This is a genomic window from Thermosynechococcus sp., from assembly GCF_046299655.1.
In the GTDB taxonomy this organism is placed as follows: Bacteria; Cyanobacteriota; Cyanobacteriia; order Thermosynechococcales; family Thermosynechococcaceae; genus Thermosynechococcus.
This window is the reverse complement of the sequence record NZ_JBKBHZ010000002.1, coordinates 38827-56623: the sequence shown is the minus strand read 5'-3', so window position 1 is coordinate 56623 and position 17797 is coordinate 38827. Positions and strand designations below refer to the sequence as shown.

The 17797-nt window shown below is 55.1% G+C and carries 16 protein-coding genes, 1 tRNA gene, 1 pseudogene and 1 riboswitch; of the genes and pseudogenes, 10 read left to right on the top strand and 8 right to left on the bottom strand.

What is annotated here, in order from left to right:
• Positions 1-23 precede the first annotated feature (23 nt).
• Positions 24-1346, bottom strand: a complete 1323-nt coding sequence (gene rimO, locus ACK4HN_RS01780; protein WP_409877173.1) for a 30S ribosomal protein S12 methylthiotransferase RimO — start codon at positions 1344-1346, stop codon at positions 24-26.
• 19 nt (positions 1347-1365) lie between these two features.
• On the bottom strand, positions 1366-2022 hold the full coding sequence (locus tag ACK4HN_RS01775) for a Mo-dependent nitrogenase C-terminal domain-containing protein (protein WP_409868772.1): 657 nt from the start codon (positions 2020-2022) through the stop codon (positions 1366-1368).
• 129 nt (positions 2023-2151) lie between these two features.
• Here ACK4HN_RS01775 and ACK4HN_RS01770 point away from each other — a divergent pair, with 129 nt between their 5' ends.
• The 6 genes from ACK4HN_RS01770 to ACK4HN_RS01745 all read left to right on the top strand — a co-directional run bounded on the left by ACK4HN_RS01770 (position 2152) and on the right by ACK4HN_RS01745 (position 6996).
• Positions 2152-2787, top strand: a complete 636-nt coding sequence (locus ACK4HN_RS01770; protein ID WP_409868771.1) for a chorismate lyase — start codon at positions 2152-2154, stop codon at positions 2785-2787.
• Between the two features lie 98 nt (positions 2788-2885).
• A complete protein-coding gene (gene pds / locus ACK4HN_RS01765) occupies positions 2886-4319 on the top strand; it encodes a 15-cis-phytoene desaturase (RefSeq protein ID WP_409868770.1) in 1434 nt (477 codons plus the stop codon).
• Entirely contained in the window at positions 4303-5238 is a 936-nt protein-coding gene (locus ACK4HN_RS01760) for a phytoene synthase (RefSeq protein ID WP_409868769.1), read from the top strand. Before pds ends, ACK4HN_RS01760 begins: the two co-directional genes overlap by 17 nt.
• A gap of 5 nt (positions 5239-5243) precedes the next feature.
• Positions 5244-5762, top strand: a complete 519-nt coding sequence (locus ACK4HN_RS01755) for a phosphoribosyltransferase (protein WP_409868768.1) — start codon at positions 5244-5246, stop codon at positions 5760-5762.
• On the top strand, positions 5759-6754 hold the full coding sequence (locus ACK4HN_RS01750) for an aspartate carbamoyltransferase catalytic subunit (protein WP_409877172.1): 996 nt from the start codon (positions 5759-5761) through the stop codon (positions 6752-6754). The genes ACK4HN_RS01755 and ACK4HN_RS01750 overlap by 4 nt, the downstream gene beginning before the upstream one ends.
• Positions 6751-6996 carry a 2Fe-2S iron-sulfur cluster-binding protein gene (locus tag ACK4HN_RS01745; protein WP_409850618.1) on the top strand — a complete coding sequence of 82 codons (246 nt, stop codon included), beginning with the start codon at positions 6751-6753 and terminating at the stop codon, positions 6994-6996. The genes ACK4HN_RS01750 and ACK4HN_RS01745 overlap by 4 nt, the downstream gene beginning before the upstream one ends.
• A 23-nt stretch (positions 6997-7019) precedes the next feature.
• Here ACK4HN_RS01745 and ACK4HN_RS01740 read toward each other — a convergent pair.
• Positions 7020-7829, bottom strand: a pseudogene (locus tag ACK4HN_RS01740) (SLC13 family permease).
• Between the two features lie 93 nt (positions 7830-7922).
• Positions 7923-8061: riboswitch (cyclic di-AMP (ydaO/yuaA leader) on the bottom strand.
• Between the two features lie 113 nt (positions 8062-8174).
• On the opposite strand from ACK4HN_RS01740, the gene ACK4HN_RS01735 reads away from it, so the two are divergent.
• The 3 genes from ACK4HN_RS01735 to ACK4HN_RS01725 all read left to right on the top strand — a co-directional run bounded on the left by ACK4HN_RS01735 (position 8175) and on the right by ACK4HN_RS01725 (position 10757).
• On the top strand, positions 8175-9122 hold the full coding sequence (locus ACK4HN_RS01735; RefSeq protein ID WP_409877171.1) for a bifunctional riboflavin kinase/FAD synthetase: 948 nt from the start codon (positions 8175-8177) through the stop codon (positions 9120-9122).
• Entirely contained in the window at positions 9115-10023 is a 909-nt protein-coding gene (locus tag ACK4HN_RS01730; RefSeq protein ID WP_409877170.1) for an AAA family ATPase, read from the top strand. Before ACK4HN_RS01735 ends, ACK4HN_RS01730 begins: the two co-directional genes overlap by 8 nt.
• A 119-nt stretch (positions 10024-10142) precedes the next feature.
• Complete coding sequence (locus tag ACK4HN_RS01725; RefSeq protein WP_409877169.1) at positions 10143-10757, top strand: response regulator; 615 nt, start codon at positions 10143-10145, stop codon at positions 10755-10757.
• A gap of 1 nt (position 10758) precedes the next feature.
• On the opposite strand, the gene ACK4HN_RS01720 is transcribed toward ACK4HN_RS01725, so the two are convergent.
• The 3 genes from ACK4HN_RS01720 to serS form a co-directional block, all read right to left on the bottom strand.
• A tRNA-Asn gene (locus ACK4HN_RS01720) sits at positions 10759-10830 on the bottom strand.
• 48 nt (positions 10831-10878) lie between these two features.
• Positions 10879-12249: a UDP-N-acetylmuramoyl-tripeptide--D-alanyl-D-alanine ligase gene (gene murF / locus ACK4HN_RS01715; RefSeq protein ID WP_409877168.1), complete on the bottom strand. Its 1371-nt coding sequence runs from the start codon at positions 12247-12249 to the stop codon at positions 10879-10881.
• The gene (gene serS / locus ACK4HN_RS01710) at positions 12219-13511 is read right to left on the bottom strand and encodes a serine--tRNA ligase (protein ID WP_409877167.1); all 1293 of its coding nucleotides are present in this window, start codon (positions 13509-13511) and stop codon (positions 12219-12221) included. Before serS ends, murF begins: the two co-directional genes overlap by 31 nt.
• Positions 13512-13733: 222 nt before the next feature.
• Between serS and apcD the strand changes: the two genes are divergently transcribed.
• Positions 13734-14219: an allophycocyanin subunit alpha-B gene (gene apcD, locus ACK4HN_RS01705; RefSeq protein ID WP_409850606.1), complete on the top strand. Its 486-nt coding sequence runs from the start codon at positions 13734-13736 to the stop codon at positions 14217-14219.
• A 1252-nt stretch (positions 14220-15471) separates the two neighbouring features.
• Here apcD and ACK4HN_RS01700 read toward each other — a convergent pair.
• Positions 15472-16611, bottom strand: a complete 1140-nt coding sequence (locus ACK4HN_RS01700; RefSeq protein ID WP_409877166.1) for an AI-2E family transporter — start codon at positions 16609-16611, stop codon at positions 15472-15474.
• Positions 16612-16699: 88 nt separating this feature from the next.
• Entirely contained in the window at positions 16700-17794 is a 1095-nt protein-coding gene (locus ACK4HN_RS01695; protein ID WP_409877165.1) for a metallophosphoesterase family protein, read from the bottom strand.
• Between the last annotated feature and the right edge of the window lie 3 nt (positions 17795-17797).

Genomic DNA, 17797 nt, shown 5'->3' with positions numbered 1-17797 from the left:
CTTGCCTAGGGGTAAAACCGAACTTAGGCGGGGATGCTGCCGTACAGATCGTAAATATCAGCAGCGGTGATTTCTACGGGGACAATCGTGCCTAAGGTGGCCACTCCCTTGACATAGACAACGCCATCCACATCCGGGGCAAATCGGGGCGATCGGCCAATGAATTCGCCGGTTTGCGGATTTTCCTGTTCAATGAGCACAGGCACGGTTTTGCCCACTTCGGCAGCATTTTTGCGCTGGGCAATGGGTTGTTGCAGTTGCATCAGGCGATCGCGCCGCGCTATTTTGATTTCCTCGGGGATCTGATCCGGCAGCTCATAGGCGGCAGTGCCTTCCTCAGGGGAGTAGGTAAAGACCCCCACATGGTCAAACTCATGGCGCTGCACAAACTGGCAGAGGTGTTCAAAGTGGCGCTCCGTTTCACCGGGAAACCCCACAATAAAGGTCGTGCGCATTACTGCTTCGGGTAAGTCCTGCCGCAGCCGTTCAATCAGGCGATCGTTGACCCCCGCCTGCCAGGGACGATTCATTGCCCGTAGCACCTCTGGGTGGGAATGCTGTAGCGGCAAATCGAGATAGGGCAGGATGTTGGGCGTCTCCCGCATCGCCGCAATCACCTCCGGCGTCAGTCCCGTCGGATAGGCATAGTGCAGGCGAATCCAGGGCACCTCCACTTCCCCAAGGGCACGAATGAGGGTCGCTAGTTGGGGTTGGCCATATAGATCAATGCCGTAGTTGGTTGTAATTTGGGAAACAAGGATGAGTTCTTGCACGCCCTCATCGGCCAGTTGATGGGCTTCCCGCACAATGGATTCAATGGGGCGCGATCGCTGGTTGCCCCGCAGCTGGGGAATAATACAAAAGGCACAACGATAGTCACAGCCTTCGGCAATGCGCAGATAGGCCACAGGTGCCGGGGTAGTACGATAGCGGGGAACCGTTTCATCGGCAATGTAGGTGGGGACGGCACTAATTTGCTGCACCCGCTCGCCCCGTTCCACCCGCTCAATGACCTCGACAATGTGGTGATAGTCGCCACTGCCAACAACGGCCACGGCTTCGGGAATCTCCGCCAACAGTTCCCCTTGAAAGTGCTGGGCCAAGCAGCCGGTGATCACAATTTTCTTATTGGCCTCCGCCAGTTCGACGAGGGTGCGCACCGACTCTTCGCGGGCAGCTTGGATAAAGCTACAGGTGTTAACCACCACGTAGTCGGCTTCAGTTTCATCGGTTCCTACCCCATAGCCCGCTGCCGCCAACAGACCAATCATGTGCTCTGTGTCCACGCGGTTCTTGTCACAGCCTAGGTGGGCAAAGGCAATTTTGGGTTTGCTGGGTTTTGACATCTAAGCGACTCGGTGCCCTCTAACAGTAGGGGGTAATATCTTCGCCACACTCCTCGGCTAAGTAGGTGAGCGAGCGGAAGCGCAACCCCACTAATTGATCATAAAGGGGATTGAGTTTGCACAAGGGGGGAATATGGACAATCTTGCGACCAAAGAGGGTAATGTCGCGCTCAAAGGGGCACTGGGGAGGAATCAGGCGGCAGAGAAAGCGGGCGACTCTCGCATCCTTGATCTCTAACCCATCCAGCCAGCGGCGCACCGGATCCAACAGGCGCAGGGTTTGCTCATTGCTCTCGTGCTGGCCATCAAGGGTATGTTTTAGGGAGTCCAAGGCATCAATTTCCAGTCCTAGGGCACGGCAGAAGCGTTGCAGTTCGGCATCCTCCGATTGGGAGTAGATGCCATTGGCCAAGGCCACCATCACGGCGGTGCGCAGGAAATTTTCCGCAAGGGGGCGATCGCCCCCAAAGGCTGCCGTCAGTTCCTCCTCTGTAACAGTAGCGCAACTCTCAAGATCAAGTTCTGGAACCATTTCTTCGCGAATTAGGCTGGCAATCAGTTGTTTCTCTTCGGGGTCAAAGTGGCCATCGGCACAGGCAATGTTCAGGAGTCCCTTTATCCAAAGGGCTGTTTGTTCGGGGGTGAGTTCAAGGGTAGAGGTAGCTGGGGTTGTCATACAGACTACAACTAAAGTGATTGTTCCCTACGAGTGTATTTTAGGTCTTAGCCCTTGATGGCCTCTTAAAGGTAGGGGGAAAATCCTTGCTACAATTAACAACGTTTTGTTAAGCAGTGTGTCACATCCTTGACTGTTTCGCTGTTGACCTCCACCTGCGCTAGCCCTTGGTATGCCCTTGATCCCATTTGGCAGGGGGATGCGGCAGCGATCGCCCAAGGCTTGCCCCATGATCTGTTGGCGCCCGCGTGGCAAATCCTGATTCTGGGGGATGGCTCCCCCACTCGCCACTTACAACTGCTGACCGGTGAAACTACGGAAGTGGATGTGATTGATATGTCGGCCATTGGCCATGCCAGCGATCGCGCCCCAGCGCAACTACAACTGATTCCGGGGCCGCGGCTGCGGCGTCAAGTGTGGCTACGTACCGCCTCAGGTCAACGTTTGGCCTATGCCACCTCTTGGTGGGAAGCCGCCCATGTGGATGAGTATTTGCAAAACCGTGCCATGCCCATTTGGACAAACCTCGCCCAGCGCAAGGTGGAGCTTTATCGGGATATTCAAGCCGTGTATCTGGGGCACTCTGAAACCTTGGCGGCGGCCTTTGGCGAAGCAGGGCCGTTTTGGGGGCGGCACTATCTCTTTTGGCACGATCGCCGTCCCATTACGCTGATTTACGAAGTCTTTTCTCCCTACCTTTGCCGTTACCTTGGTCCGATGGGAAGTACGGCCTACTTGGCAAATTCAGCCCCAACATTAGCCTAGAGCGGGTGTCTCTGTAACGTTTTGTAAATATAATATGAACAGCTTTTTGTCCCTTCAGGGAGCCAAGTTCATTTTCGTCAGTTAGGGTAGCGTCATTCATGCGAGTTGCAATTGCCGGTGGTGGCTTAGCGGGCTTAGCCTGTGCCAAGTATCTAGTGGATGCAGGACATACCCCCTTGGTGTTTGAGCGTGCCAATGTCCTTGGTGGCTTGGTGGCGGCATGGCAGGATGCCGATGGAGATTGGGTGGAAACGGGCTTGCACGCCTTCTTTGGCGCCTATCCCAATATGCTGCAACTCCTCGAGGAATTGGGGATTAGCGATCGCCTGCAATGGAAACGCCATGCCCTGATTTTTAACCAACCGGAAAAGCCGGGCGTGCTCTCCTGGTTTGATGTCCCCGATATTCCTGCGCCTTTTAATGTGCTGCTCTCGATTTTGCGCAACAACGATATGCTGACATGGGAGCAGAAATTCCGTTTTGCTGTGGGGCTGTGGCCCGCGATCGTGCGGGGTCAAAAATACGTCGAAGCCATGGACAAGTACACCCTGCTTGAATGGCTACGGCGTCAAGGCATTGATGAGCGGGTAAACTCCGACATTTTTATTGCCGCCTCCAAGGCTCTCACCTTCCTCAACCCGGACGAGGTCTCGGCAACAATTCCCCTGACGGCCATGAACCGCTTCCTGCGGGAACGCTATGGCTCAAAAATTGCCTTCTTGGATGGGGCGCCTCCCGAGCGCTTGTGTCAGCCCATTGTGGATTACGTAACAGCGCGGGGTGGTGAAGTGCACACCAATGTGGCCCTGCGGGAGATTGTGCTCAATGAGGACCTCTCTGTGCGCTCCTTTGTCATGGCTGATCGCGAGGGGCAGCAGCGCTTTGAAGTCACCGCCGATGCCTATGTTTCAGCGATGTCGGTGGATGCCATTAAGTTGCTACTGCCCAAGCCGTGGCAAGACCTGCCCTTTTTCCAGAAACTCAATGGCCTGGAAGGCGTCCCTGTGATTAACGTGCAAATTTGGTTTGATCGCAAGTTGCCCACAGTAGATCATCTCCTGTTCTCGCGATCGCCCCTCTTGAGTGTCTATGCCGACATGAGCGAAACCTGCAAGGGCTATGCCGATCCCGACAAATCCATGCTGGAGCTGGTATTGGCGCCCGCCGCTGAGTGGATTGGCCGCAGCGATGAGGAGATTGTTGAGGCGACCCTTGCGGAACTGGCCAAGCTCTTCCCCAATCACCTACCGCAACCTGCTAAAGTGCTGAAAACGGCGGTGGTGAAAACCCCCCGCTCAGTCTATAAAGCCACCCCCGGTCGCCAAGCCTTTCGTCCGGATCAGGCCACGCCCATTCCCAACTTCTTCTTGGCGGGGAGCTACACGATGCAGCCCTACTTGGGGAGTATGGAAGGGGCGGTACTTTCTGGTAAGCTGGCAGCGCAGGCGATCGCGAAGCGGCTTGCAGAGAATAACGCCCCACAGCCCCCCAAACCCTCTACTCAGACTGTCGCCAATGCTGCAACTCCCTAGAGCCGAGTACATTCCTCCCTTGATTTCCCTTGACGAAGCCTACGAGTTGTGTCGTCAGGTAACGGCGGCCTATGCCAAGACCTTTTACCTAGGCACGCTGTTGATGCCTCCTGCCAAGCGCCGCGCCATTTGGGCGATTTACGTCTGGTGTCGGCGCACCGATGAGCTAGTGGACGGGCCGCAGGCAACCACAACCACCATGGCCACCCTCGATGAGTGGGAAGCTCGCCTTGAGGACATTTTTGCCGGCCGCCCCCACGATGCCATGGATTTGGCCCTGATGGCAACGCTGGAACAGTATCCCCTTGACATCCAGCCTTTTCGGGACATGATTGCTGGGCAGCGGATGGACTTGCGCCGCAGTCGCTATGCAACCTTTGCTGAGTTGGAACTCTATTGCTATCGGGTGGCCGGTACAGTGGGGTTAATGTCCCTGCAGGTGATGGGGGGAGACCCCTATAGCGATCGCCTGTGTTCCCCTTGGGTGGATCCCTATCAGGCCAAAGGCACCCTCAAAGATCAAGCCATTGCCCTTGGCATTGCCAATCAACTCACCAATATCCTGCGGGATGTGGGCGAAGATATGCGGCGGGGGCGGATCTATCTGCCCTTGGAAGACTTGGCTGCCTTTAACTACACGGAAGAAGATCTGCAGCGGGGGGTGATTGACGATCGCTGGCGAGCACTGATGCGCTTTCAAATTCAGCGGGCACGGCAATTTTATCGTGAGGCGGAAGTTGGTGTTGCCTACCTAGAGCGGGATGCCCGTTGGCCAGTGTGGTCGGCACTGATGCTCTACCGCCAGATTCTTGATGTCATCGAAGCCAACGATTACGATGTCTTTAATCGCCGCGCCTTTGTCTCCGACTGGCGCAAACTACTTTTGCTTCCCGTCGCTTGGTTCAAGGCCAGCTTCTAGGCACCATGGCAGATCTCTACGTGGATTGGGACGAGTATCATCGCACGATTGAACAGTTGGCGATCGCCATCTATGAATCGGGATGGCAGTTTAATCAAATCCTCTGCCTAGCCAAGGGGGGACTGCGGGTGGGGGATATTCTCAGCCGCCTGTTCAATCAACCCCTGGCAATTTTGGCGGTGTCCTCCTATGGTGGTGTGAATAACCAGGAGCGAGGGCGCATCACCTTTGCGCGGGACCTGACCATGACCACCGCTAGCCTTGGCAGCCATGTCCTGTTGGTGGATGACTTGGTGGATTCTGGCCTTTCCCTAAAAAAAACGCTGCGGTGGCTAGAGCTGAAATATGGCTTCGCCGTTGAGGAAGTGCGCACGGCAGTGCTCTGGTACAAAGCCGCCTCCTGTATTCGTCCCGATTACTACGTTCATTACCTGCCCGAAAATCCGTGGATTCATCAACCCTTTGAACGCTACGAACAACTCACAGCGGCTGATCTAGCGCAAACCCTCAGTCCTTGTCCATGACCCCGACCCTCACTCCCCCCCAAAAATGGCAGCGTCGCCACGTGCTCTCCCTGCAAGACTTTACAGTGGCGGAGCTGGATATCGTGTTGCAGACGGCACTAAGTTTTCAGGAAGTCCTGAATCGTCGCACTAAAAAAGTCCCCACCCTCCAAGCACGGGTGGTGGCCAATCTCTTTTTTGAAAACTCGACGCGCACCCGCAATAGCTTTGAGCTAGCAGCTAAACGTCTCTCTGCCGACATTCTCAACTTTTCCCCTGGCACCTCGGCGCTGAATAAAGGGGAAACCATCCTCGACACCGCCAAGACCCTGTGGGCAATGGGAGCGGAGTTCATGGTGATTCGCCATCAGCAGTCGGGGGTGCCCCAGACGATTGCAGCGGAGATGGATCGCCTTGGTGCGCAGGTGGCAGTGCTCAATGCCGGTGATGGCTTGCACGAGCATCCCTCCCAAGCACTGCTAGATCTGTTTACCCTCTGCCAGCTTTACGATCCGCATCAGCCCCGCTGTGCCCTGTTGCAGGGAAAGAAAATTGCCATTGTCGGCGATATTCGTCATTCCCGCGTGGCGCGATCAAACCTCTATAGCCTGAAGACCGCTGGTGCCGATGTGCATTTGGCAGGGCCACCCACCCTTCTACCGCTGGAATTTGCAGAGTATGGCGCAACCCTCCACTGGACAGTGGAACCCGCCCTTGTGGACGCCGATATAGTCATGACGCTGCGCCTGCAACGGGAACGCATGGATCAGTACTTAATTCCCAGTTTGCGCGAATACCATCAGCAGTTTGGCATCACCCATGAGCGGCTACGCCTGTGCCGACCAGCGGTGCGGGTTTTGCACCCGGGACCGGTGAATCGTGGTGTAGAACTGAGTTCAGCGCTACTGGATGATCCAGAATTTAGCTTGGTGACTCAACAGGTTACGAGTGGGGTGGCGGTGCGAATGGCATTACTGTACTTAATGGGAACATACCACGAGGTCAAGCCATGATTAGGGTGACGTTTCTGCCGGATCAGGTGTCCGTGGAAGCGGAAGCGGGTGAAAGTTGGCTGAGTGTGGCTGCGCGAGCTGGGGTGGACATTCCCACGGGTTGTCGCATGGGGAGTTGTGGGGCTTGTACCGTGGAACTAGAAGATGGCGAAGAAATTCGTGCCTGTATTTCCACCATTGCGGGCGATCGCGACGATGGCACCCACATTACTGCCTACGTTTTTCGTGATCCGACTTGGTAACTCAAAGTAAAATTGGGTGGCTGTCACTGCCAAATGAGAAAGCGCACCGTCAAAAAGAGTGCCGAAACCCCCAACTGCAACGCCGTAATCGGTATCCCATAGCGCAGGAAAGTTTTGAAGCTAATGCGGCGGCCGTGGAGTTCGGCAATCCCCGCACCGACAATGTTAGCAGAGGCACCGACAAGGGTGGCATTGCCCCCCAAGGTTGCTCCTAGCATCATGGCATAGAACAGGGGCAGTACCTGTGCTGGTCAATCACCACCATAGCCGACATGAAGAATTTCTGCACCCGCTAGCCCCACATCTACAAATCGGCAAAACTTAAGATTGATGGCATCCCCGACAATATAAGTCGCTGGATCTCCGACAAGGGTCAGCAACCCGGCACTATTAGAGACAATCACCATCAGGATAATCAGGGGCACAAAGTCCACCCCCACTTCAGCCGCCATGGGGGGCAACAAGGGAGCAAGAAGCATCACTGTTGTGGCATTGGGCAGCACAGCACAGATGGGGGTTGTTAGAGCCACGATCTCCAACAGCAGGCGTTTTCCCTGACCTCGGGCAAGGATCACCATTTGGGTTGCCAGATACTCAAATACCTTGGTGGGTTCAAAGGCGCGCACCAGAACCATGACCCCAAAAAAGAGGGCGAGGGTACCATGACTGCGGCCAATGTAGCTAATGGCCTCCCCAAGGGTCATGATATTGAGAAAGACAAGGAGAATTGCTCCCAAAAAGGCCGCAATCGTAATGTTGATCCACTCGGTCATGATCAGAAGGAGCAGGCCTAGGAAGATTGTGCCAGCAGCGAATGCATGCCAGTGTTCAATCAGCATTGGGCTTCCTAAAAATTGCTAAGGTAACAAATTCGGTCAACGCCACGAAACCGAAACGCTGGAAGACTGAGCAGTTGCGAAAAACAACCAGTCTCCAACTGAATGCCGACGAAGTTAGCTGACAGGCTAGGATTCAGTGGTATCCTTTCTCGGTGGAGAATGTGCCCCTGCTTCGTTGGTTCCTCCGCTCTAAGCTGCCAAGGCTCAGATTAGGCACAAGAAGATAAATTGCTACTCAACGTAGCATAGGCCTCTTGAATCCTTCAAGAGAAATTCTTCTATGACGTAAATAGAAAATCTTAATGAGCGCTTTCCCAGACTGTTGCTCCTTGGTTGAATGTGTCAAAATATTTCCTGTATCAATTTAACAGTGGCCTACCCTTGCAAACTCCTACGGCAATCGCCCTTGGCAATTTTGACGGTGTCCATCGAGGGCATCAACAGGTTATCCGTACGCTGGTTGCAGCAGCGCCTCCCGATTGTTACCGGTCAGTGATTACGTTTTCGCCCCATCCGCAGGCATTTTTTACGGGAGAAGCGCGTCTGCTGCTGACCCCAGAGGCGGAAAAACGTGCCCTTTTGAGCCAGTATGGCATTGAGCAGGTGATTGTTCTGCCCTTTACCCATGCCCTTGCCCAACTTTCGCCCTTGGAGTTTGTGGAGCAGATTTTGGTACAGCAATTGCAGGCCAAGGTATTGAGTGTTGGCTTTAATTTTGGCTTTGGCCGTGGGCGATCGGGGACAGCGGAAGATTTGCGCACCCTCTGTGCTGCCTTTGGCATTCCAGTGCATATTGTGCCTCCCTATTGTCGGGGGAGCGATCGCGTCAGCAGCTCAGCCGTACGAGCTGCCCTTGCTGAGGGAGATGTCGCTTTGGCACGGGAACTGTTGGGACGCGCCTACAGCTTGACAGGGACGGTGATCCAAGGGGAACAGTTGGGACGGCAGTTGGGATTTCCCACCGCTAATTTAGCCCTCCCCCCAGACAAATTATTGCCTCGCTACGGCGTCTATGCCTGCCGCGTTACAGGGGCAGCGTTTGCCAATGAGCAGTTGGGGGTGGTGAATATTGGGATGCGACCGACGGTGACAGGCCGGCAGGTGACGACAGAAGTGCATTTACTAAACTGGCAAGGGAACCTGTACAACCAAGAGATTACACTCCACCTAGAGGCCTTTATTCGCCCAGAGGTACGGTTTCCTAGTTTGGCTGCCCTCCAAGCGCAAATTGCTGCCGATTGCCAAGTAGCGGCTAATCTTCTTGAACGAGTGGTTTCCTATGCGTGAACTCCTACAGCGACTGGTGAATAACCTTGGACAGGTCATGGTGGGCAAAGAAGCCGCCATTGAACTCATGCTAGTGGGGTTGCTGGCGGGGGGACACGTTTTGCTGGAGGATGTACCGGGCGTAGGAAAAACCCTCTTGGCCAAGGCCTTGGCGCGATCGCTGGCGGGTACCTTTCAGCGCATCCAAGCCACACCTGATTTACTGCCCACCGACTTATCGGGCACCAATATCTGGAATCCCAAAACCGCAGAGTTTGAGTTTCGCCCCGGCCCTGTCTTTTGCAATATCCTATTGGCGGATGAGATTAACCGTGCCACACCCCGCACCCAATCGGCTCTCCTAGAGGTGATGGAGGAGTACCAAGTCACCATTGATGGCGTCACCTATCCCTTGCCCCAGCCCTTTTTTGTCATTGCCACCCAGAACCCCGTGGAGTACCAAGGTACATTTCCGCTGCCCGAAGCCCAGTTGGATCGCTTTGCCCTCTGTTTTAGTTTGGGCTACCCCACGGAGGAAGAGGAGCTACAAATGCTGCAACGGGTGCAGGGGGGCTTGGATGTCAATCAGCTGCAACCGTGCCTCAGCTTGGCGGAGATTCAACAGTTGCGGCAGCAGGTGCTACAGGTGCGGGTAGAGTCAGTGTTGCAAAAGTACATTCTTGCCCTTGTGCGGGCGAGCCGCGAGAGCGATCGCATTACCTTGGGGGTGAGTCCTCGCGGTACGGTCATGCTACAGCGCACAGCTCAGGCCATGGCCTTTCTCCATGGTCGCGATTATGTCCTCCCCGATGATGTGAAGCACTTAGCCCCCCATGTCCTAGCCCATCGTTTGATTACCACGGCAGGGCGGTCGGGGCGAGCCTGTGTGGCAGAATTGCTGGAAACGGTGCCCGTTCCCTAGGTCAACTGAGACGACTGTTCGCTGTGAACATCTCTGCGATCGCCAACCTGTCATTGTAGTGTTAAGTGTTTTTAACACAGCGCGATCGCCCTCACTCCCCTCGAAGGATTTAGGCCTCTATGACCACAGTACTCATGACCCAAGCCCTCCAACGGCAGGGAGAAATTTGGCACAGCATCCTCAGCAGTCAAAACCTCACCGTCCTCTGGGAAAACCTAGATGCTGACCTCTTTGCAGTGCTAGAGGGCATGGAAACGGCCGGCTTAGCGTTGCCCCAACTGCTTCTGCTGGATATGGGAATGACGGTTACCAATCCCTACCGTTTTTGTCAGGTGGCTCAGTCTCGCTTTCCGGGAATAGCGGTAGTGATTACAGCGGGTAGCGATCACCAGATTACCGCGGCAGAGCGGCGCTGGGCCTTGCGCATGGGGGCTGTGGATCTCCTGCCGGGGATTCAAGAATCTAGTCTCATGGCCACGGCTGTTTCCCATCTAACACGCGTGTTGGAGATCCTTGATGCCCTACCCATTCAGCAGGAGCCTCTCATGGAAAGCCTTAACCGTTTAATGACGCCGACTCCTGCCCCGCTGCCTACAGCACCCCTGCCTTCCCCTCTGGCTGCCCCCTCCAATATCCAATATCGGGGGATTCGCACCCTTGCGGATACAGCGCCAATGGTAAAGGGAGAGGAGGAGGGAGAACGTCGCCGTCGCTACCGTGGCTCAAGTTATTAAACTCCCCAGGCTGGATTCGAACCAGCGACCAATCGGTTAACAGCCGACCGCTCTACCGCTGAGCTACTGAGGAATATTGACGATTTTTTAATATAGCGTAGTTCACCGTTCTTGGCAAGTCTCAACAGGCCTGTCGTTTTGGCCAGCGCTGCCGCAGCTCAGTCACCACCCGCTCAAGGTCAACAGCGTGGGAGGCCTTAAAGAGAAGGCGATCGCCCGCCTGTAACTCCCTCAAGAGGTACGCCACCAGTTCTTCATGGGAAGCAAATTGCTGAGTGGGAACGCGCCCTGCTCCCCTTGCAAGGGCTGCTCCTTCATCACCTTTATCGAGAATAAAGAGGCCGTCGAGGTTTAATTGAGCAACAGTGGCCCCTACCTGCTCATGGAAGGAGAGAGAAAACGCTCCTAATTCACGCATGGGGCCAAGAACCGCCAGATGCCGCTGACCGGGGAGCGATCGCAACAGGTGCAAGGCTGCCACCATGGATTCTAGACCGGCGTTATAGGTTTCATCCAAGAGCAGAATGTCTGGCTCAAGAAGATAGCGGCCTCCGCGACCCTTGGGCAGTTCCAAGCTCAACTGCGGCGGCAGGCAATCGCTCTTTAAGTCCAAGGCCTGCAAGACACCAAGGGCGGCCAAAAAGTTAAGGGCATGGTGTGCTCCTGCAAGGGGAACGGTGTAGGTGCGTCCATTCACATGCAGGGTTTGGGGGGGTTGGTAGCGTCCCCGCAGGGTGCCCCCCTCAAGACCATAGGTAATGGTGCGCCCTGACCAGACCTGCGCCGCTGTCGGCAAAAGGAGGGGGCTATCGGCATTGAGCACGGCTATTCCCCCTGGGGGCATTTCCGCAAGCAGTTCGCATTTGGCTTCGGCAATGGCTTCACGGGAACCGAGGCGGCCAATATGGGCGGTGCCGACATTGGTAATCACAGCAACGTCCGGTTGGGCAATCTGGCTCAACAGGGCAATTTCACCGCGAGCGCGCATCCCCATCTCAATCACGGCAAATTGGTGATGGGGTTCCAGTTGCAACAGGGTTTTAGGCACGCCAATCTCATTGTTGAAGTTGGCTTCAGTTTTGAGAACGGTCCCATAATGACTTAAAACGGCAGCAATCATTTCCTTGGTGGTGGTTTTGCCCACAGAGCCAGTGACGGCAATGACTTTGGCTGCGCACTGCTGCCGCCACCACTGTCCCAAGCGTTGATAGGCCCTCAGGGTATCTGGCACCCGAAGCTGGGGAAGCGGCGAAGCAAGGGGGGTCTCGACAATTAGGGCGATCGCTCCGGCGGCGGCTGCCTGTTCCGCAAATTGATGGCCATCAAAGGTTTCCCCCCGCAGGGCAACAAACAGGTTGCCGGCTGCAATTTGGCGGGAGTCAGTACAAATGCCTGTGATGGGTAAGTTTGGATGAGTTGTGGCTAACCCCAACGCTTGGGCGATCGCCCCTAGGGTGGTCTTCACGCTGTCGCCCCACCAATCTGGCTGCATTTTAGATAAGGTTGCAGCACCTCCGGTACCCGCACCGTTCCATCGGGTTGTTGGTAGTTTTCCAGAATAGCCGCCATCGTCCGTCCGACGGCTAGGCCAGAGCCATTGAGGGTATGCACAAACTGTGTTCCCTTTTGCTTAGCGCCTTTGAAGCGAATCTTGGCACGCCGCGCCTGAAAATCCCCAAAGTTGGAGCAACTGGAAATTTCGCGGTAGCAACCCGCAGCCGGCAGCCACACCTCTAGGTCGTAGCACTTCATCGCGGCAAATCCCAAATCCCCCGTACAGAGTTCAACCACGCGGTAGGGTAGCTTCAGGGCTTGGAGAATAAACTCAGCATCGGCCACAAGGGCTTCATGTTCAGCAGCAGAAGTCTCTGGGTGGACAAACTTGACCAGCTCCACCTTGTTGAATTGGTGTAGGCGAATCAGACCACGTGTGTCTTTGCCATAACTTCCCGCTTCGCGACGAAAACAGGGGGTGTAGGCACAGTGGTAAATGGGCAGTTGATCGGCGGCTAAAATTTCATCGCGATAGAGATTCGTCACTGGCACTTCCGCTGTCGGAATTAGCCAAAGATCATCATCGGCGCAGCGAAAACTTTCCTCGGCAAATTTGGGTAACTGCCCCGTTCCCGTCAGCGAGGCACTATTGACCAGCAAGGGGGGCAAGACTTCCACATAGCCGCGATCGCGGTGGGTATCAAGCATGAATTGGATCAAGGCTCGCTCAAGGGCCGCCCCCATGCCCAAGAGGGTCACAAAACGACTCTGCGCCACTTTCACCGATCGCTCCACATCCCAGAGTCCCAATTGAGTGGCAATGTCCCAGTGGGGCTGGCAAGGCTGGCTCGGTTTATATTCCTCACCCCAGCGGCGTACCTCAACGTTTTCAGTTTCATCACGGCCAATGGGGGTGGTCTCACTGGGAGGGTTAGGAATGGTCAGCAGCAGGCGCTCCAATTCCTCTTTGAGTTGCCGTTCTTGGGGTTCAAGATCACTAAGTTGCTGCTTGAGATCATTGGCTTCAGCCTTGAGGGCTTGAATTTCGGGGTCAGTGGCGGCAACGCCAGCCTTGATCTTTTTGCCGACGAGGGCACCAATTTCGTTACTGCGGGCTTGGAGGTGCGATCGCCGTTGTTCAAGCTGTCGCTGCTGCGCATCCAACTCTAAAATCCGCTCGAGATCAAAGTCACCGCCGCGCCGCCGCAGGCGATCGCCAAAGGCTTGGGGATTTTCTCGCAGTTGTTTGAGATCAATCACAGGTGGACGAAAACCAGTGCAAACCGCAATTGATCCTAACACCAAGGGGGAAGATTGACTCTAGGGGATAGTGTTGCTGTTTTAAGGGAATAGTTTGCCCTCAAGCCATCTAACTCAAGACATCTATATTGTCTATCAACCGTCGAGATTTTGATCCTCAGTAGCGTCAACAAGGGGTCGCCGTCCTCTAAAATGAGGGATGTATTAAGCGGTGTTAGCAATATGAGTGTCATTAGTCAGGTTCTTCTTAAAGCGGACGATGAATTGCGCTACCCCACCACGGGCGAACTCCAGACGATTACTGACTTTTTCCAAACGGGTGAACAACGCCTCCGCATCGCCACGACACTGGCCGAAAATGAGAAACGCATTGTTGAGCAAGCCAGCAAAAAACTGTGGCAGAAGCGGCCTGACTTCATCTCACCGGGGGGCAACGCCTACGGCCAGAAACAGCGTGCTCTCTGTCTGCGCGACTATGGCTGGTATATGCGCCTGATTACCTATGGCATCCTCGCGGGTGACAAGGATCCCATTGAGCGCACGGGGATTATTGGGGTACGAGAAATGTACAACTCCCTTGGTGTGCCAATGGCGGGGATGGCAGAAGCCATTCGTTGCCTCAAGGACGCCTCCTTGGCACTGCTAAGCACCGAAGATGCTGAAGTAGCGGCACCCTACTTTGACTACATTATTCAAGAAATGTCCTAGGGAGACGGACGGCAGCCAATTTAGCATTCAAGGGGAACACCATCCATGACATCTCCCCTTGAAGTTGTTGTTGTTAGCAATGGCCCCGGTGAACTGGCCACTTGGGTCTATCCTTTTGTGACAGCGCTACGGCAAGAGGTCAAAGAGGGAATTCGAGTTTCAGTGGTGATGGTTCCCTGTCCCCATGCCAGTGGTCAGGAGGCGGAGATTGCGCGCCGCTATCGGGGGGTGGATCGGGTGCTGCCGGCAACAGAGTTTTGGCACCTTGTACGCACAAAAACCACCCGCAGCCATTGGGATTGGTTTCCCCAGGGGGTTGTGGTCTTCTTGGGAGGCGATCAGCTCTTTGCGGTGCTGCTGGCCAAGCGGTTAGGCTATTGCTGTGTGCTCTACTGTGAGTGGCAGGCACGCTGGCAAGGGTGGGTGGATGGCATTGGGCTGCGGCGTCCTCTACCCGTGGGCAAAACAAAAGCCAAGGTGGCAGTGGTGGGGGATCTGATGACCGATGTGCAAGCCCTTGCCCTCGATTCTTTGCCTGATGTACGCCAGCAGTTAGGCCTTGCCCCAGAGGCTCCCCTTGTGGGTCTGATGGTAGGTTCCAAGCCCAATAAGCTCAAGCTGGGGGTGCCCCTTTCGCTGGCGATCGCCGACCATTTAGCTGCCGCTCATCCCCCGATTCAGTGTGTGATTCCCGTGGCCCCTACTCTCACTGTCAATACCCTTAGCCGCTACGCCGATCCCCGCTTTAACCCCGAACTCAAGCACGTGGAGGGTACGACTGCGACACTCATCCAGCCGAGGGAAGGGCTACCCTATCTTCAGACGCCGAGGGGCACGAAAATCTATCTCTGGCAGCAGTTACCCAACTATCCTCTGCTGCGGCAGGTTACCCTCTGTGTGACCACCGTTGGCGCCAATACCGCTGAACTGGCTGCCTTGAATGTGCCGATGATTGTCCTATTGCCCGCCCAACAACTGCGGGTACAGCGGGCGCACCCTTGGGATGGTTTGGCCGGGTTGCTGATGGGCCTGCCGGGGATCGGGCGACAGTGGACGGCGCTGGTGTTTTGGGCACTTGTTGCCAAAGGATTGGGCTGGCGACGCTTTTGGCAGTTGTGGCGATCGCCAGAGATGGATTGGGACTTAGTGAAACAGGGTCTCGGCTACAAAGCGTGGCCCAATATCTGGGCGGGCAGAGAAATTGTACCGGAGCTGGTGGGTCCCATTGAGCCAGCGATTGTTGCCGATCAGATTAAGTCTCTATTGAGCCATCCTCAGAAATTGCATCAGATGCGCCAGGACTTGCGGCAGCAGGTGGGGGCGGCGGGGGCAGCGGCAAAATTGGTGCAATTGACGCTTCAGGTGGCGGGCTGGGCTGCCAGCGATCGAGAATGTCCTTGAGCACAATTTCCGTAAACCAAATCTGACCCACAATCACGAGGGGCAGTGCTAACAGTAAGCCCAAAAAACCAAAGAAAATCGCAAAAACAATTTGTGAAACGAGGGTGACCGCTGGCAGTAGCTCTACCTGTTTGGCCATAACCACTGGCACTAGCAGGTATTGCTCCAACTGTTGAATCACAATGTAGGCAATGAGAACGGCCACCGCCCGCCACGGATTGTCAATAAAAGCAATGATCATTGGTGGAATCACACTCAGGGCAGGGCCAATGTTGGGAATTGCCTCAAGGAGACCGGCCAAGAAGGCATTGGCTAGAACCAAGCGCACTCCCAGCAAAGCAAGAACAATACCACTGACCACACCAATCACAAGCATATTCAGACCTGTCCCCGCCAGCCACGCCAAGAGTGCCTGTTCACTCTCGGTGAGAATGGTGTCAATGCGGGAGCGGTAGAAGGCTGGAAACAGGCGAATAAACCCTCGGCGGTAGGGCTGGGGATTCAGCACCAGCATCACTGTTAGCACTAACACCAACAGCGTATTCAGCAAGACCGCCAATGTATTGGAAAAGAGGGCAAAGAAGTTATTAAAGATTTGTTCGAGGAATGGCTCTAACTGCATAATCAGCCGATTGATTACAGGAGTGTCATCAAAGCCACTACTCGGCAAAAGATGGGCAATGTCATCAAGCCATGCTTCCACCCGTCCTAGACCCTTGGGAATTAAAACCCCCAGTTGCTGCGCTTCCTGCAAAAACGGGGGAATAATCATCCAAAAGAAGCCAAAGATGATCAGGAAAGTCAAGCTAATACTGATGGCGATCGCCCGCCCCCGTTGCAGTCCCCAGTGCTGGAGCCGCAGTTGCAGCCAGTTGAGCGCCGTGGCCAAGACCACCGCCAAGAAGACTAAAAGCAACACTTGGCGAATCTCCCAGAGGATGTAGAGACACACCCCCAAAACCAATAGCCCAATCCACTGCCCAAACGTCACCGTTTTCTATCCAATCCCGACCTCAACTCCTTATTAGAACAGGATTAGAGCAGGTTTTGAAATCCTCCCCGTCCAACCACCGACTCGGCTAGAGGACAAAGACGGTATTGTTGTCGCGGAGCTGGGGATACTCCACTGGGGGCCTGTGATTGAACTGAGCAAAGTAGGCGGCCAAGGGTTCCGGTAAAGTCGGGAGCGTGACTTGCGTATCTCCCTTAGCAATTTCCGGCCAGAGGAACGAGAGAGCTTGGGCAAGGGGCTTGGCCTCAGTTTCTGGTAAATTAAAGGGCGGCAGGGTGAGAAAGCGCACCATAAATCCTGCTCCCCGCTGCACCATCCATGACCGTGAGAGGTCGCTTAGGGTGGGATAGGCCTTGAGGGATTCAATGCGATAGGATTCCACATCCACCCGCCAGCCCCCTGAGGAGCGTTCCTGCAGAATGAGCCGCCGATAGGGATGGGGATAGCTCACTAGGGAACCGGTGGTTAGGTCAAATAGCCCCTGCTCATAGGCAATATCTTGGACATGGAGATGTCCAGTTAAGACCAAAGCCACCCCCGCCGATCGCAACAGGTTCAATAACTCCGCTCGATTCTCCAAGAGGTAGCGCTGCCCCATCGGACTTTGGCTTTGCTGTGGCCAATGCTCAAGGAGATTGTGGTGAATCATCACAAGGCGCAGTCCAGCAAAGGGTTCTGCCAATAGAGCCGCCAACCATGCCAGTTGTTCTTGATCCACTGCCCCCACCTGCTGACCTGTCGCACTAAATTGGTTGGAATTCAGAGCAATCAGTTGCAGGTTATCTGCAAGCAGGGTGTGATAGTAATGCTTGGCACCCTTGCCGTAGCCAGCGTGGGCATACCACTGCGGAAAGTCAGCCCAACCAATACGGTTGTTATCCCCTAGCGGCAGAGGCACATCGTGGTTCCCTGGGATCACGTAGCAGGGAACGGGCAGGCTTTGCAAATAGGTGCTGAGCCAGCGATGGTTGAGCACTTCCCCATCCCGCGTTAAGTCCCCCGGCAGCAGTAGGGCATCAATTCCTAACTCGAGGAGATGGCTGACAGCGGCTTCAAAGGCAGGAATACTGACTTCGTAGAGAAAAATGGGGGAATAATCTGTCGGAATTGTCTCCGGCAGGGCGATGTGGGGATCACTGATAATACCGAGTCGCACCGCCATCGC